Here is a 13,688-nt window from a genome sequence, read left to right as displayed (position 1 = left end):
TGACCGCCTCCGACCTCACGCGCGACCAGGACTACGTGCGCGTGCACGTCGCGGCGGACCCGGGAGACCTCGTGACCTACCGCCTGCGCGGCCCCGACGGCGCGCTCGTCGCCGAGCTCGTCGCGGCCCCCGGCCTCGCGCCCTTCACGCTCGATCGGTTCATGACCGGCGTCGCGGCGGCGGCGCGCGCGGGCGAGGGGCACAGCAAGCAGATCGACATCCACTCGTGGAGCTTCGGCCCCGCGACCGCGACCCTGCCGGGCGGCGTGCGCGTGGCGGTCACCGATCTCGAGGTCGGCGTCGCGCCCGGCGCGACCGCCACGAGCCACGAGCTCGGGCACCTCCTCGGCATCTCGCACGTGGCGCTCACGGCCGTGGGACCCGCCGCGGCGCTGGTGTCGGTCGAGTGATCGGCGGTCGCGTTTAACCTCCGTGGATCCGCGACCGTTGGGCAGCCAGGGGACGCGCGATCCATGGAGGAGCGCAGCATGACGATCGGCGAGCTGTTGACGGAGGTGCAGTCGAAGCTCGTGCCGCCGTCGGTGATGGTGCCCGAGCTCGTGCGCCTCATGGGTGACGAGAACGCCGGCATGAACGCCATCGGCCGCTGCGTGGCGTCCGATCCGATCCTCGCGAGCGACGCGCTGCGGGTCGCCAACAGCGCGGCGTTCGCTGCGACGTCGGGCCCCATCACCGACTGCGTGCTGGCGGTCCTGCGGCTGGGCGAGTCGCTCGTCTGCACGCTGGTGGCCGAGCGCCTGCGCGGCTCGCTCGCGTCCGCGTCGCGGCTGGTGCCGCACGGCGACGCGCTCTGGCGCCACTCGCTCGCGGTCGCCATCGGCGCCCGCCTCATCGCGCGCGCGAGCCGCTTCACGGCGCCCGCGCTGGCGTTCACGACCGGCCTGCTCGTCGACGTCGGCCGTCTCGTCCTGGCCGAGCTGCTCGCGCGGAGCGGCCAGGACCTCGCACCGCCCATCCCCGTGCCGGGCGCGCGCCTCGACGACATCGAGCGCGCCATGTACGGCCTCGACCACGCGCAGCTCGGCGCGGCGACGGCGCGCTTCTGGCGTATCCCCGAGCCCATCCCGAGCGCCATCGAGGCCAGCCACCGCCCGATGGAGGCGCGCGGCGAGGCGCGGCTGCCCGCGGTCGTCGTACACGCGGCCGACGTGATCGTGTGCGACCTCGAGCGCGCGGCCGGCCGCAACCTGCCGCGCTACCCGGTCGATCGCTCGGCGTTCGCCGCGCTCAAGCTCGACGACGCCGCCATCGCGCAGATCGGCGAGGCGCTCGAGCGCGAGCGCGACCGCACCCTCGGCGCGCTGGGCCTGGCCGCCTGAGCGGCGCGCGACAACACGTCCAAGTCGTCCGACAACCCCGTCCGGGTCGTGCGACAACCCCGTCCGGGTCGTGCGACAACCCCGTCCGGGCCGTGCGACAACCCCGTCCGGGCCGTGCGACAACCCCGTCCGGGTCGTGCGACAACCCCGTCCGGTCGTCCGACAACCCGTCAGGTGGCGCGCGCGGCCTCGACGTCGAGCAGGACCAGGCGCCCCGCGTGTTTGCCGAGCGCCGGCACGGCCGCGAGCAGCGCGCCGTCGGCCGTGTGCTCGCGCGCCGCGACGGTGGTCAGGCCGGCCGCCGCGAGCGCCGCCACGAGCGTGGGCACCGGGTGCGCGACGCTGGCGAACCAGAGCTCCGCGTCGCCGTCGCGGAAGTGCGCGCGCGTGCCGTCGTCGATACGCTCGGGGTGCAGCTCGAGGATACGCAGGCGGCCGCCCGGTCGCAGCAGGCGGGCGAGCTCGGCGCACACCGGCGCCAGGTCGTGCACGTGCTCGAGCACGAGCACGACGAGGGCCACGTCGCGGCTCGCGTCCGGCTCGGGCACGGCCGCGAGCTCGGCCACACACCAGCGCGCCCGCGCGTCGTCGGTGCGCGCCCGCGCCCGCGCCAGCATGCCCTCGGACGCGTCGACCCCGAGGTAGGACGCGGCGCCGGCCGCGAGCAGCGGCGCGGCGTGGCGCCCCGTGCCGCAGCCGAGCTCGATCACGTCGCGCCCCGCGACCGCGAGCGGCCACGTCGCGAGCGCCCACGCGGTCGCCGCGACCATCGGGTTCTTCGCCTCGTCGTAGCCCGCGGCCCACCGATCGTACCCGGCCCGCGTCTCGTCCACCGTCAGCTCGACCCGCTTCGTCGTCATCGCCACCCCGTCACCGCACGACCGTCGTCAGCACGCTGCGCGGCACCTCGACCGCGCCGCCCGTCCCCGCGACGAGCGCCACGCCGTAGACGCCCGGGTCGATGCGCCCCGCCTCGAGCGTGCCCGTGAAGGTGTCGCCCGCGACCGGGAACACCTTGACCGCGAGCGCCGTGCCGCCGTCGGGCGGCAGCCACAACATGACGACCTCGGTCGCGCCCGCGAGCGTCACGCGGCCCGTCACCGTGAAGCTCGTGTCGCTCTCGTAGAGGCGCCCAGGCAGCCCGGCCACGTCGACGACCTCGTCCTCGGCCCACGTGTCGGCCGGGATCGGGCTCGTGTCGTCGCGCCCGACGAGCGGCGCGAACGCGCGCGCGTCGCCCGTGACCTGGTCGCCCGTCTGCGGGAACAGCGCGCAGCCGCCGCGTGCCACGTCGACGAAACGCGCGGGCAGGGTCTCGGCCCACACGTTCTCGACGTGGAAGTGCAGGTGCGGGCCGGTCATCTGCCCCGACAGCCCCGTCACCGCGAGCCGCTGCCCGGAGACGACCACGTCGCCCGCGACCACGTCGATGCCGCCCGCGCCGAGGTGCACGTAGGCCGTGAAGAGGCCGCCGCCGTGGTCGAGCACGACGTAGTTGACGAGCTCGCGGTAGCTCGCGTCCGCGCCGTGTTCGGTGTGGCCGTCCTCGACCCACACGACGACGCCCGGCGCGGCCGCCAGGACCGCGGTCCCGAGCGGCACGCCGAAGTCGTACGCGAAGGCCTGGTCGGCCGTGTGCGAGATGGTCCCGTGGTTGCCCTGCGTCACCTCGACCGTGAGCCCGTCGGGCAGCGGCAGGGCGAGCGTCAGCGGCACGGGCACCTCCTCGTCGACCGCGTCGAGCCACAACGACGGGGCCACGGGCGGCAGCGCCTGCTCGGGGCACGGGTGGTCCGCGGGCGGCTCCGGGTCGCGCCGCTCGGGCGTCGTGCAGGCGCCCGCGACGAGCGCCAGGGCGAGCGCGGCGACCCGCACGGTCGCCCTCACGCCGAGACCCCGAGGAGCAGCGCCTCGAGCGAGCGCACCTGGTCGCGCAGATCGGCCGCGCGCTCGAACTCGAGCCCCTGCGCCGCCGCGAGCATGTCCTTGCGCAGCGCCTGGATGCGCGTCTCGAGCTCCTTGGGCCCGAGCGCCGCCGTGCGCAGCTCGGCGAGCTTCTGCTTCTCGCCGCCCTTGCCCTTCTTGCCGCCGCCGCCGTCCTTCTTCTTGCCGCGCCCGCCGTCGCGCACGTAGCTCGGCGCGTCCGCCGGCTTCTCGTACTCCTCGGCGTCGGGCCCGGACTTGAAGGCGCGCGACGTGGTCTTGGGCGTGATGCCGTGTTTGGCGTTGTACTCCGCCTGGATGGCGCGGCGCCGGTTCGTCTCGTCGATGGCCGCGCGCATCGACCCCGTGATGTGGTCGGCGTACATGATGACCTTGCCCTCGACGTGGCGCGCGGCGCGCCCGATGGTCTGCACGAGCGAGCGCTCCGAGCGCAGGAACCCCTCCTTGTCGGCGTCGAGGATGGCCACGAGCGACACCTCGGGGATGTCGAGGCCCTCGCGCAGGAGGTTGATGCCGACCAGCACGTCGTAGAGGCCGCGGCGCAGATCCTCGATGAGCTGGATGCGGTCGAGCGTGTCGACGTCGGCGTGCAGGTAGCGCACCTTGACGCCCACCTCCTGCAGGTACTCGGTCAGGTCCTCGGCCATACGTTTGGTCAGCGTCGTCACGAGCACGCGGTGCTCGCGCTTGACGCGCTCGCGGATCTGCCCGAGCAGGTCGTCGACCTGGCCCGTGACGGGGCGGATCTCGACCTCGGGATCGATGAGGCCGGTCGGGCGGATGAGCTGCTGGGCCACCGCGGTCCCGGCCTGCTTCATCTCGTAGTCGCCGGGCGTCGCCGACATGTAGACCACCTGGCCGATCCGCGCCTCGAACTCGTCGAAGGTGAGCGGCCGGTTGTCGAGCGCGGACGGCAGGCGGAAGCCGAAGTCGACGAGCACCTGCTTCCGCGCGCGGTCGCCGCGGAACATGCCGCCGACCTGCGGGATGGCCACGTGCGACTCGTCGATGACCATCAGGTAGTCCTCGGGGAAGTAGTCGAGCAGCACGGGCGGCGGCTCGCCCGCGGCGCGCCCGGTGAGGTGGCGCGAGTAGTTCTCGATGCCGTTGCAGAAGCCGAGCTGCTCGAGCATCTCGAGGTCGTACATCGTGCGCTGCTCGAGGCGCTGGCACTCGAGGAGCTTCTGCTGCTCGCGCAGCTCGGGGAGCCGCCGGCCGAGCTCCTCCTGGATGCTGGCGACGGCGCGCTTCACCTGGTCGGCGGGCGTCACGTAGTGGCTGTTGGGGAAGATGGCCGCGGCCGGGATACGCTCGAGGATGGTGCCGCGCAGCGGGTCGATGCGCGCCAGCGACTCGAGCTCGTCGCCCCAGAACGACAGGCGCAGCGCCTCGTCCTGCTCGTAGGCCGGGAAGATCTCGACGACGTCGCCCCGCACCCGGAACGTGCCGCGGTGGAAGTCCCAGTCGTTGCGCGTGTACTGGATGTCGACGAGCTGGCGCAGCAGGCGATCGCGCAGGTAGGTCTTGCCCTCCTCGAGGTGCACGAGCATGCCCTTGTACGTCGTCTTGTCGCCGATGCCGTAGATGCACGAGACCGACGCGACGATGATCGTGTCGTGGCGCTCGAGGATCGCGCGCGTCGCCGCGTGCCGCATCTGATCGATGGTGTCGTTGATGAGGCTGTCCTTCTCGATGTACGTGTCGGTCGAGGGGACGTACGCCTCGGGCTGGTAGTAGTCGTAGTAGCTCACGAAGTACTCGACGCGGTTCTTCGGGAAGAAGGCGCGGAGCTCGCCGTAGAGCTGGGCGGCGAGCGTCTTGTTGGGCGCGAGCACGAGCGCGGGGCGCTGCACCTTGGCGATGACGTTGGCGATGGTGAAGGTCTTGCCGGTGCCGGTGGCGCCGAGCAACACCTGGTGGACGAGCCCGTCCTCGAGGCCCTTGACGAGCTGGGCGATGGCCTGGGGCTGGTCGCCCATCGGGGCGAAGTCGCTGACGAGCTCGAAGGCGCGGTGCGCCATGGGCATCCCCTCGGACTTTCGAACGCCGACGCCGCGCGCGCGCCGCGGCGCCTTGTAGAAATCGCGGGCCGCGGGACGCCTCGAGACATCATGGAATTGCACCGGGTGGAGAATCAGCCTTCGTCGCCGGGTGCAGGCTCCTCGACGACCGGCGCGGGCGCCGGCAGGCCGGCTTCCTTGAGCAAGGCGTCGATGAGTTCGGTCTTGTGCTTGAGCGGCGCAGCCGGATGCAGGCCGTTGTGGCGCACCTTGCCGTCGGCGCCGATGATCGCCACGTGCGGGATGCCGCGCACGCCGTAGTCCGGATTGAACACTTCCTGTTCAGTGAACACGACGCTCCACGTGATGTTGCGCGACTTGAGGTACGACGCCATCAGGGCGTACTCCTTCTGCGGATCGCCGGCGGTATCGATTCGCTTCTCGGCGGCTTCGCTGTCGATGTGATAGCCCTGCAGGCTCGTCACGCCGACGATGCGAACGGGATACCCCTTGTAGTGTTCGACGAGTTCGCGCACGTTCGGGAAGGACGCGACGCACGGGCCGCACCACGTGGCCCAGAAGTCGAGCACGACGACTTCACCCTTGAGAGCGCCCAGCGAACTGAGGCTGGGGTCGCTCGACCAGGTGATGTTGACTTCGGGCGCCTTGTATCCGAGCAGTTCGCCGCGAGCGCAAGCGCCGTTCAGGTAGGAGGTGATGCCGGTGTAGTACTTGGCCATGCGCTCATCGGTGGCGCCGGCCGCCATGTCGGCGGCCAGCAGGGCCATCTTTTCGCGCAGCGCGTTGGCGGCGGGCTTGTCGGCGGCGGTGGAATATGCCTTGAGCAGTTCGATGTACGAGCGGATCATCACCTCGGCGTTGTCGGCAGTGACGAAGCGATCGAGCGCTCCAAGGTCCTCGGCTGACAGGGTCGCGACGCCTTTCTCGACGCCACCGAGACCGGCAAACACGCCCGATGCTTGACCGGCGAGCGCCAGTTCGTCAAAGGCGGGATGAGCGAGCGTGCGGTGGATCACCGCAGCCTTCTCGGCATCGGTCTTGGCCGCATTGAGATCGTCATTGAACACGAGGACGCAGGCGCGGGCGCCGTCCTGGCCCTGGTCACTCTGGAAGGTGCGCAGGCGAGCCACGGCCTTCTCGTACGCGCCGTCTGCATAGCGCAGGATCGGCGCCTTGGTCAGCAGCGTCGAGATCTGATCGACCGACATCTCCTCGACGCTGAGATCACCGAGCGCCTCGCCGGCGAGCTTCTTCATGTCGTCCATGGTCCGGGGCGGATTGGCCGTGCGGGCCTCGCTGAACGACTTGATGCACTGCTCGATCTGTTCATCGGTGGGCGGGGCGGCCAGCAGCGTGGCGGCAGCGCCGTACACGGCCACGGCCGCGCACAGAGTCGCGGTGATGCGGATCATGATTCTTCTCCTGCGGGTATCGGGACGCGGCCGGCCGCGACGGCTCTCGATAAGCCGCCAGACGGCCAGCGCGGGAAACGCTAGACCGGCCGAGCGGGAAATTCATGGTTGCCGCCACCCGGGGCCGACAAATACCTCCACGGAGGGAGAGCCTTGTTTCTGCCCCCGCCGGGAGATCAGGTCAGTCCACGGAGGCCCGAATGGCCCAGCAGCAGCAGCAAACCAGCGGACAGCCCACGGTGATCGGCGGCAACTGCCGCCTCGTCGGCGAACTGTTCCTTGAAGGAAGCGCCATCATCCACGGCCAGATCGAAGGGCAGATCGAAGTCACCGACACGCTGGAGATCGGCGAAGGCGGGTTTATCAACGGCACGATCCGGGCGGGCGCGCTGGCGCTGCACGGCCGGGTCGAGGGCGAAATCTACTGCACCGATGCGCTCCACCTTGGCGCCACGGCGAATCTCACCGGGGATGTCTACGCCGCCGCTTTCTCCGCCGAGGAAGGCGCCACCTGCCGGGGTCAGGTCGTCATCGGCCAGCAGGCCATTGCTGCGGCCCAGGCGTCGCGTGGCCAGTCACGCTCGCTCTCGAGTCCGCGCGAAGATGATGAAGCGATTGCCGGACGTCTCGACCAGGACGCCGAGGCGACTTCCGTGAGCACGAGTCCCAATGCGGCCAAGACGCTCTTGCGCCGCCGGCCCAGCGTTCTCTCGGGTGCGCGGGGCGCGGTGGGATAAGTCCGCGAGGGCAACCGCCCCGGCGGCGGATGGATGGACATGCTTTCAGGCTTCGGTCGATCACGTCGGGAGGCGGAGCAGGATCGCCAGGTCGCTGTGCCGCGCCCGGCCGGGCGGGCGGTCGTCTGCCCTGACTGCGGCGCGCACTTTGAAGTCTCGATCAAGGCGATCAACGCGCGCTGCCCCAAGTGCACCAGGCCGATGCGCTTCGAGGACGCCGAACTCAACGGCCTGTGCACGCAAAACGTAACGACGATGGGCGCGGTGCGCGTGGGGCGCAAGGGCGTCGTGCGCGGCCGGATCATCTGCGGCCAACTCGTGGTTACCGGCCAACTCGACGGCAACGTGCGCATCACCGGTTGCTGCGTCGTCCAGCCGGGCGGCGTGCTGCGCGGCGAGGTCGCCGCCCGAGCCATTCACATCCAGCGCGGCGGAACCTTCGAGGGAAGTCTGGAAATCAGTACGGGAGCCACCGAGGCAAAGCCGGCGGCCTGATTCGGGGTATTCGAGCGGTCATCAGCCGCGGAGGTCGATGTGCGGGCGCTCGCCCGGGTTGTCGCCTGCTGCTTCTTTGTTCATCTTCTCTTCGTGCTCGACCTGGCGCTGGGCCTTGCGCTTCTCGCGCTGGCGGTGCTCTTCATCGTGCTCGCTCAGGCCGTGGATCGCCTCGGAATTCTCCATGCCGGGCACGTGGAGATCGACCGCATCCTCGAAGCGGCGCGTCTTTTCATCGCGCTCCCGGTCGCGTTTGGCGCGCGCTTTGCTCGCGACGTCCTGTGCCGGCACGCCGCCCGCCAGTCCCGACTGGATGGGTCCGCCGATCTGGCTCATACACGCATGATCGGCGCGACGGCGAGCGGTCCATGAGCGATAAACCTACGGACCGCCCTGGCCGGGCCCGGTGATGCGAGTGACGACGAGAGTGATGTCGTCGTACTGCGGGTTGAGGCCCACGAACCGCCGCACGTCCCAGAGAATGTGATTGAGAATGAGCGACGCCGTCGCCTGCTCGGCGAGTTCGAACGACTGCAGGACCGCCTGGCACAGCCGCTGCCGCCCGTAGCGCTGGCGATCGTAGGTCTGGGCGTCGGTGAGGCCGTCGCTGTAGACAATGAGCACGTCGCCCGGCGCGAGGTCGAAGAGCCCCTTGTCATACGCCGCGGTGCGGTCGATTCCCAGCACCGGCCCGCCGGCGCGCAGGTCGCGAAAGGTCTGGCCGGGCGAGTGCCGCAGGTCGGGCCGAAAGACCAGCGGCGGATCGTGACCGGCATTGGTGTACGTGAGGCGCATCGCCTTGACGTCGATGACGCCGTACCACACGGTGGCGAACTCGTGCTCGTGCGTGTCGTCGGTCAGCGCGCGGTTGGTGCGCGCCATGATCTCGTTGATGTCATAGATGTCGGTGGCGTGGGCGCGAAGGCTGGCGCGAACCGAGGCCATGAGCAGCGCCGCCGGCACGCCCTTGCCCACCACGTCGCCCAGCGAGAGGCCGAGATTGCGCCCCAGATCGACGAAGTCGTAAAAGTCGCCGCCGAGTTCGAGCGACGGGATGCAGCGGGCAGCAATGTCGAGCCCCGCGATGCTGGGCACGCGCTGCGGTAACATGCGCCGCTGCACGTTGCTGGCCAGATCGACCTGCCGCTTGACTTCGCGCGCGCTTCGCTGCTCTTCGATCAGCCTCGCGTTGGCGATCGCCGTGGCAACCTGCTGCGCCACGGCGCGGAGCAGGTTGCGGTCGTACTCGCTGAAGCGCCGGATTTCGCCGGTGTACAGCCGCATGACGCCCACCGGCTTGCCACGGAAGATCAGTCCCGTCGAGAGAAAACTGCACAACCCCTCGCCCTGCACGAGATCGGGAAAGCGAATCCGTTCGTCAGTGGAAAGATCCTCGACGTACACCACCTCACCGGCGAGCGAGCGCGTGTCGAGTTCGCTTTCGTGGGCGAAGATCGGACCCTTGGCAAAGTACTTGTCGCTCAGGTTGACGCGGGCGCGGAGAATGAGTTCATCCGTCGCAGGGTTGAACAGGCGGATGGAGCCGGCTTTGACGTTCATCACCTCGATCGCCAGGCGCAGCGCGCATTGCAGGATGGATTCGAGATCGCCGATGCCCGAAAGCGCGCCCGAGACCTGGTACACCGCCTTGAGTTCGGCCAGGCGATGGTTCAACTGGTCCTCGCGCTCGGCCAGGGCGTCGGCCAGTGAGGCAAACGCCTGGAGGATCTGGCGGAGGGTCTCGTCTGCGGCGAGGTCCATCGGGACCGTTTCGCGGCGCGCGACCAGCCAGCGCGGCTCACCGGCGGCCGAGCGCAGGCCGACGGTCATGACTCCCTCCCCGACAGGCGGCGCGGCCCCGGTGGCGATCTCAATGCCCGCGCCGACGCTTCGCGCCAGTCGGCGCAGCGCCCGGGCGAGCCCGGCCTCCGCAGCGGCTGGCTGCGCCTGCGGCGGGGCGAGCCCTTCAACCGGTCTGTCGATCTGTGCATCCATCGCGCCTGGCCCTGAGGACGGCAAGTGTAGCGAGCCTGCCTCCATGATCGGACGCAGCGCGCATGAATCGGGATTTGTCGACGGGGACCGCGTTTACCGCCGAGTGTCCGATCGCCGGGCCTCGTGCCGACGCTCGAGCGGTTCGGCCGATCGGCTGGCGCGGCCTACAATCGCAACCGCGCCGCAAAGCGGGCGTCGGCGGACAAACCGCCGGGCCCGGTGGGTCGATGAAGTCCCGGCGCGGTTGTTGTTTCACGGGAGGGAAGGCGGGCCGCCGGCAGCTGCCCGAGGCGCCTGCCGCCAGTCAATTCTGAAGGATTCTCCATGCGTCTTACCATGGTCGGCACCGGATACGTCGGTCTCGTCACCGGCACCTGCTTTGCCAACACCGGCAACAAGGTCACCTGCCTCGACGTCGATTCAGCCAAGATCGACCGCCTCAATCGCGGCGAAGTCCCCATCTACGAGCCCGGCCTCGATGAACTCATCCAGCGCAACGTCGCCGCGGGCCGGCTCTTCTTCACCACCGACGCCGAGCGCGCCTACAGCCAGGCCGATGTCATCTTCATCTGCGTCGGCACGCCGTCCGACGCCGACGGCAAGGCCGATCTGAAGTTCGTCCGCTCCGCCGCCGAGGCGATCGCCGCGGCCATCAACGCGCTCGGTCCCAACCAGAAGCCCAAGACCGTCGTCGTCAAGTCCACCGTGCCCGTGGGCACGACGTTTCTCGTGCGCGATATCATTCGCGGCAAGACGGATTACCCCTTCCACGTCGCCAACAACCCCGAGTTCCTCAAAGAGGGCGACGCCATCAACGACTTCAACAAGCCCGATCGCGTGGTGTGCGGCGTCGAGGCGGCCGAAGTCGGCGAGATGATGAAGGACCTCTACGACCCCTTCGTGCGCCAGGGCAATCCGATCTTCATCATGGATGTGCTCAGCAGCGAGATGGTCAAGTACGCCTCCAACGCCATGCTCGCCACGAAGATCTCCTTCATCAATGAAATCGCCAGCCTGTGCGATGCCTACGGCGCCAACGTCAATCGCGTGCGCGAAGGCATGTGCTCGGACAGCCGCATCGGTAACCAGTTCCTTTATCCGGGACTGGGCTACGGCGGCTCGTGCTTCCCCAAGGACACGCTCGCGTGCATTTCGATGGGCAAGGCCGTCGGCGTGCCGACCCGGCTGCTGCAGGCGGTGCATGATGTGAACCAGGAGCAGCGGGCCCTGTTCTTCCGCAAGATCGCCGAGGAATTCGACGGCAACCTCGCCGGCCGGCGCTTCGCCTTCTGGGGCCTGGCGTTCAAGCCGCGCACCGATGACATCCGCGAGGCCCCGGCCATCACGCTTATCAACTGGATCGCCGCCAAGGGCGGCAAGGTCCGCGCCTTTGATCGCGTGGCCGCCGCCAACACCAAGCGCGAACTGGGTGAGAAGGTGGACATCGCCGATGACATGTACCAGTGCCTCCAGGGCGCCGATGCGCTGGTCATCTGTACCGACTGGGACGAGTTCAAGAACCCCGACTGGGACACGATGCGGGCGAGCCTCAAGCAGCCGCTCATCTTTGACGGCCGCAACTTGTATCGGCGCCCCGCCTTGGCCGAACTCGGCTTCACGTACATCTCGATCGGAAGGCACCCGGTGCGGCCGTAGGGCTGAGCGCCTGAAATCCACCTCGGGGAAACCGCCCTGAAGGTGGGAATATCAAGACCGCCGACTCGATTTTCGTAGACGGCCACCACGATTGTGAGGTAGTCTCATAATCAGAAGGAGGCCGTTGTGGGCAGAGCAACGATCCATCGCGCGTCCACGCTTGCGTTGGTGGTTGCGGTGTGTCTCGCAGAAGTCACCGTATTGGGAGTTGTTCGTGGGCCCGACGATGTAACCGCTTCCGTGCAAGGGAACTGCCCCGGGGCCGTCACCCTTCAATGGGACGGCGCTGAAGCGGATCGCTGGATGGGGCTGATGTTTGCACGGACGACCGGCCGTTTCACGATTCCGCAGATCTGGTGCGCGGGTACTGAGACAGGACTCGGCACGACCGGCCTGCGCCTTGTGGCGCTCATGCCGTCTGGTTCAGAGGGCTCGGGCGAACGACCCGGGCGGGTGAATGCGTTTGCCTGCGGAGGGTACTTGCAACTCATCGTGAATGATGGTTTTCCGTGCAGCACGAGCAACGTCGTGCAGATTCCGCAGTGAGGGTTCGATAGACAAACGAGAGGGCGAGAGGACTGCCGGAAGCAACGGAGCATTGGTTTATGACGCGTCTGTCCCGAGCGGTTGGGCCGGCCAGACGCGCTATCTACAAGCAGTCGATCTGTCAGACTGCCGCGTTTCCAACCTCATCGAATTCACTTTTCCGAACTAATCACATCAGTGTCGAAAGGCGGCAAGATATGAAATTGTTGATCCTCTCGAGTGTCTTGGGAGTAATGGGTCTGGGGAGCACAGCGCTTGCGCAGGACCTGCTCCTGAGAGTTGAAGGCACCTGTCCGGGCGAGATTGCCATTGAATGGACTGGCGCGACAGCAGACAAGCAAGCAGGCTTGTGGTTCAGCAGAAATCTCGGAGAGTACCGACTCAACGGGCCGCCGTGTGCCGGGACGACCCTCGGCCTCGGGACGGATGGTCTCCGCCTCGCTCGGATTTTTCGCTCAGGAGGAGAAGGCGAGGGTCAGATGACGGGACGTGTTCCTGTCTTCGCCTGCGGCGGCTATCTCCAGATGATCGTGAGCGACGGCTATCCCTGCTCGATCAGCAACGTCGTACAGATTCCGTAGGCCCGGCGACATGGACCGGCGGGCCGGGCGCGCAGGGAGCACTGCTTCCGCACACCGCTCCGCTCGCCGGTCAGGGCTTCTCGCCGCACGACATCGAAGCCCCCGAGTTATCCACATAACTTGCGCGCTTGGCGCGCAGAGACACCGGGTTGGCTCGTCGAAACCGGCGATTGGATGGGGGAGTCGCGCTGGGCGGAGCGCCAATGGCGCGTGAGGACGGCTGATCGGCGCCGAATCGTCTTTCGCAGGCCCGAATGACCACCGCTCCGGCGCGTTTGGCTCCTCCTCTCGCGCGTTTGGCGCGTCCAAACAGGGGTCCCTGCGCAGCAAACGCGCACCGCGCACGCACGTCCGCGAGAAAACCGGCCTTGCCGCGACGGAATGAGCATTGAGCGACCAAAGGGCAGCGCTCGAAGTGGAATGCCGCCGCACCGGTCAAGTCGGCGAAGATTGGGAGAGAAAAACGCGGCGCCGGCGCGCATATACTGCCTCCATGCAGCGGGTTATTCGCACTATCGGAGCCGTGTTCATCCTCGGGTCTCTGCTCGCGCTGACGCCCGGCGCGTGGGCGCAGGATGGGCAAGGGCAGGAGCAGCCGGGGCACAGCGAGCCTCAGGACACACACGCCGCCGCGCAGGATGAGCACGGGGAAGCCAACAGCCATGAAGACGCGGGGCACGAGCAGGACAGCCACGCCGGCGGGCACGAAGCCGATCCCGGCATGCACGCCGCCGAGGCGCTGGCCGTCGAAGAGCCGCCTTCGTGGTATGGCAAGGTCATCATCGGCTGCATCACGCTCTTTGTGCTCGCCGCGACGCTCGGCTCCGTGGCGGTGCTCACCAAGGCCCCCGAGCCGGCCGAGCCCGATCATCACGATGATCACGGCCACGACCACGGCGGGCACGGGCATCACTGAGTCTTCGGCGGCCGTTCTTGAAAAGGTATGACCAGTCGGGTGCGT

The 13,688-nt window shown here is 68.6% G+C and carries 13 protein-coding genes; 7 read left to right on the top strand and 6 right to left on the bottom strand.

The window, feature by feature from the left end:
- Together IT430_15935 and IT430_15930 are read left to right on the top strand one after the other, a co-directional pair.
- Nucleotides 1–410, top strand: a 410-nt coding sequence (locus IT430_15935) for a hypothetical protein (protein ID MCC6909431.1), incomplete at its 5' end; no start/stop codon positions are given.
- Between the two features lie 78 nt (nucleotides 411–488).
- Nucleotides 489–1,340: an HDOD domain-containing protein gene (locus IT430_15930; GenBank protein MCC6909430.1), complete on the top strand. Its 852-nt coding sequence runs from the start codon at nucleotides 489–491 to the stop codon at nucleotides 1,338–1,340.
- 170 nt (nucleotides 1,341–1,510) lie between these two features.
- Here the strand turns inward: IT430_15930 and IT430_15925 are convergent, their stop codons facing one another.
- From IT430_15925 to IT430_15910, 4 genes are all read right to left on the bottom strand, one after another.
- Nucleotides 1,511–2,200, bottom strand: a complete 690-nt coding sequence (locus IT430_15925; GenBank protein MCC6909429.1) for a class I SAM-dependent methyltransferase — start codon at nucleotides 2,198–2,200, stop codon at nucleotides 1,511–1,513.
- A 10-nt stretch (nucleotides 2,201–2,210) separates the two neighbouring features.
- The gene (locus IT430_15920; protein MCC6909428.1) at nucleotides 2,211–3,215 is read right to left on the bottom strand and encodes a M23 family metallopeptidase; all 1,005 of its coding nucleotides are present in this window, start codon (nucleotides 3,213–3,215) and stop codon (nucleotides 2,211–2,213) included.
- An 8-nt stretch (nucleotides 3,216–3,223) separates the two neighbouring features.
- Nucleotides 3,224–5,305: an excinuclease ABC subunit UvrB gene (uvrB, locus tag IT430_15915; GenBank protein MCC6909427.1), complete on the bottom strand. Its 2,082-nt coding sequence runs from the start codon at nucleotides 5,303–5,305 to the stop codon at nucleotides 3,224–3,226.
- A 113-nt stretch (nucleotides 5,306–5,418) separates the two neighbouring features.
- Nucleotides 5,419–6,717, bottom strand: a complete 1,299-nt coding sequence (locus IT430_15910; GenBank protein ID MCC6909426.1) for a TlpA family protein disulfide reductase — start codon at nucleotides 6,715–6,717, stop codon at nucleotides 5,419–5,421.
- Nucleotides 6,718–6,917: 200 nt separating this feature from the next.
- On the opposite strand from IT430_15910, the gene IT430_15905 reads away from it, so the two are divergent.
- Complete coding sequence (locus tag IT430_15905) at nucleotides 6,918–7,454, top strand: polymer-forming cytoskeletal protein (protein MCC6909425.1); 537 nt, start codon at nucleotides 6,918–6,920, stop codon at nucleotides 7,452–7,454.
- Nucleotides 7,455–7,493: 39 nt separating this feature from the next.
- On the top strand, nucleotides 7,494–7,949 hold the full coding sequence (locus IT430_15900) for a polymer-forming cytoskeletal protein (protein MCC6909424.1): 456 nt from the start codon (nucleotides 7,494–7,496) through the stop codon (nucleotides 7,947–7,949).
- Between the two features lie 21 nt (nucleotides 7,950–7,970).
- Here IT430_15900 and IT430_15895 read toward each other — a convergent pair whose 3' ends face one another.
- On the bottom strand, nucleotides 7,971–8,285 hold the full coding sequence (locus IT430_15895) for a hypothetical protein (GenBank protein MCC6909423.1): 315 nt from the start codon (nucleotides 8,283–8,285) through the stop codon (nucleotides 7,971–7,973).
- 45 nt (nucleotides 8,286–8,330) lie between these two features.
- On the bottom strand, nucleotides 8,331–9,944 hold the full coding sequence (locus IT430_15890; GenBank protein MCC6909422.1) for a SpoIIE family protein phosphatase: 1,614 nt from the start codon (nucleotides 9,942–9,944) through the stop codon (nucleotides 8,331–8,333).
- Between the two features lie 324 nt (nucleotides 9,945–10,268).
- On the opposite strand from IT430_15890, the gene IT430_15885 reads away from it, so the two are divergent.
- The 3 genes from IT430_15885 (at nucleotide 10,269) to IT430_15875 (ending at nucleotide 13,643) form a co-directional block, all read left to right on the top strand.
- Nucleotides 10,269–11,600 carry a UDP-glucose/GDP-mannose dehydrogenase family protein gene (locus IT430_15885; GenBank protein ID MCC6909421.1) on the top strand — a complete coding sequence of 444 codons (1,332 nt, stop codon included), beginning with the start codon at nucleotides 10,269–10,271 and terminating at the stop codon, nucleotides 11,598–11,600.
- Nucleotides 11,601–11,726: 126 nt separating this feature from the next.
- A complete protein-coding gene (locus tag IT430_15880) occupies nucleotides 11,727–12,146 on the top strand; it encodes a hypothetical protein (GenBank protein ID MCC6909420.1) in 420 nt (139 codons plus the stop codon).
- A gap of 1,074 nt (nucleotides 12,147–13,220) precedes the next feature.
- Nucleotides 13,221–13,643, top strand: a complete 423-nt coding sequence (locus tag IT430_15875; protein MCC6909419.1) for a hypothetical protein — start codon at nucleotides 13,221–13,223, stop codon at nucleotides 13,641–13,643.
- Nucleotides 13,644–13,688 lie beyond the last annotated feature (45 nt).

This window comes from Phycisphaerales bacterium, assembly GCA_020852515.1.
GTDB lineage: Bacteria > Planctomycetota > Phycisphaerae > Phycisphaerales > UBA5793 > UBA5793.
Note: the sequence above shows the minus strand (reverse complement) of the source record. Positions and strands in the feature narration are given on the sequence as shown.

What these genes read in the sequence shown, in the direction of transcription:
- uvrB (MCC6909427.1), bottom strand. Translation starts at nt 5,305, where the DNA reads ATGGCGCACCGCGCCTTCGAGCTCGTCAGCGACTTCGCCCCGATGGGC.
- IT430_15895 (MCC6909423.1), bottom strand. Translation starts at nt 8,285, where the DNA reads ATGAGCCAGATCGGCGGACCCATCCAGTCGGGACTGGCGGGCGGCGTG.
- IT430_15910 (MCC6909426.1), bottom strand. Translation starts at nt 6,717, where the DNA reads ATGATCCGCATCACCGCGACTCTGTGCGCGGCCGTGGCCGTGTACGGC.
- IT430_15900 (MCC6909424.1), top strand. Translation starts at nt 7,494, where the DNA reads ATGCTTTCAGGCTTCGGTCGATCACGTCGGGAGGCGGAGCAGGATCGC.
- IT430_15905 (MCC6909425.1), top strand. Translation starts at nt 6,918, where the DNA reads ATGGCCCAGCAGCAGCAGCAAACCAGCGGACAGCCCACGGTGATCGGC.
- IT430_15875 (MCC6909419.1), top strand. Translation starts at nt 13,221, where the DNA reads ATGCAGCGGGTTATTCGCACTATCGGAGCCGTGTTCATCCTCGGGTCT.
- IT430_15885 (MCC6909421.1), top strand. Translation starts at nt 10,269, where the DNA reads ATGCGTCTTACCATGGTCGGCACCGGATACGTCGGTCTCGTCACCGGC.
- IT430_15925 (MCC6909429.1), bottom strand. Translation starts at nt 2,200, where the DNA reads ATGACGACGAAGCGGGTCGAGCTGACGGTGGACGAGACGCGGGCCGGG.
- IT430_15890 (MCC6909422.1), bottom strand. Translation starts at nt 9,944, where the DNA reads ATGGATGCACAGATCGACAGACCGGTTGAAGGGCTCGCCCCGCCGCAG.
- IT430_15930 (MCC6909430.1), top strand. Translation starts at nt 489, where the DNA reads ATGACGATCGGCGAGCTGTTGACGGAGGTGCAGTCGAAGCTCGTGCCG.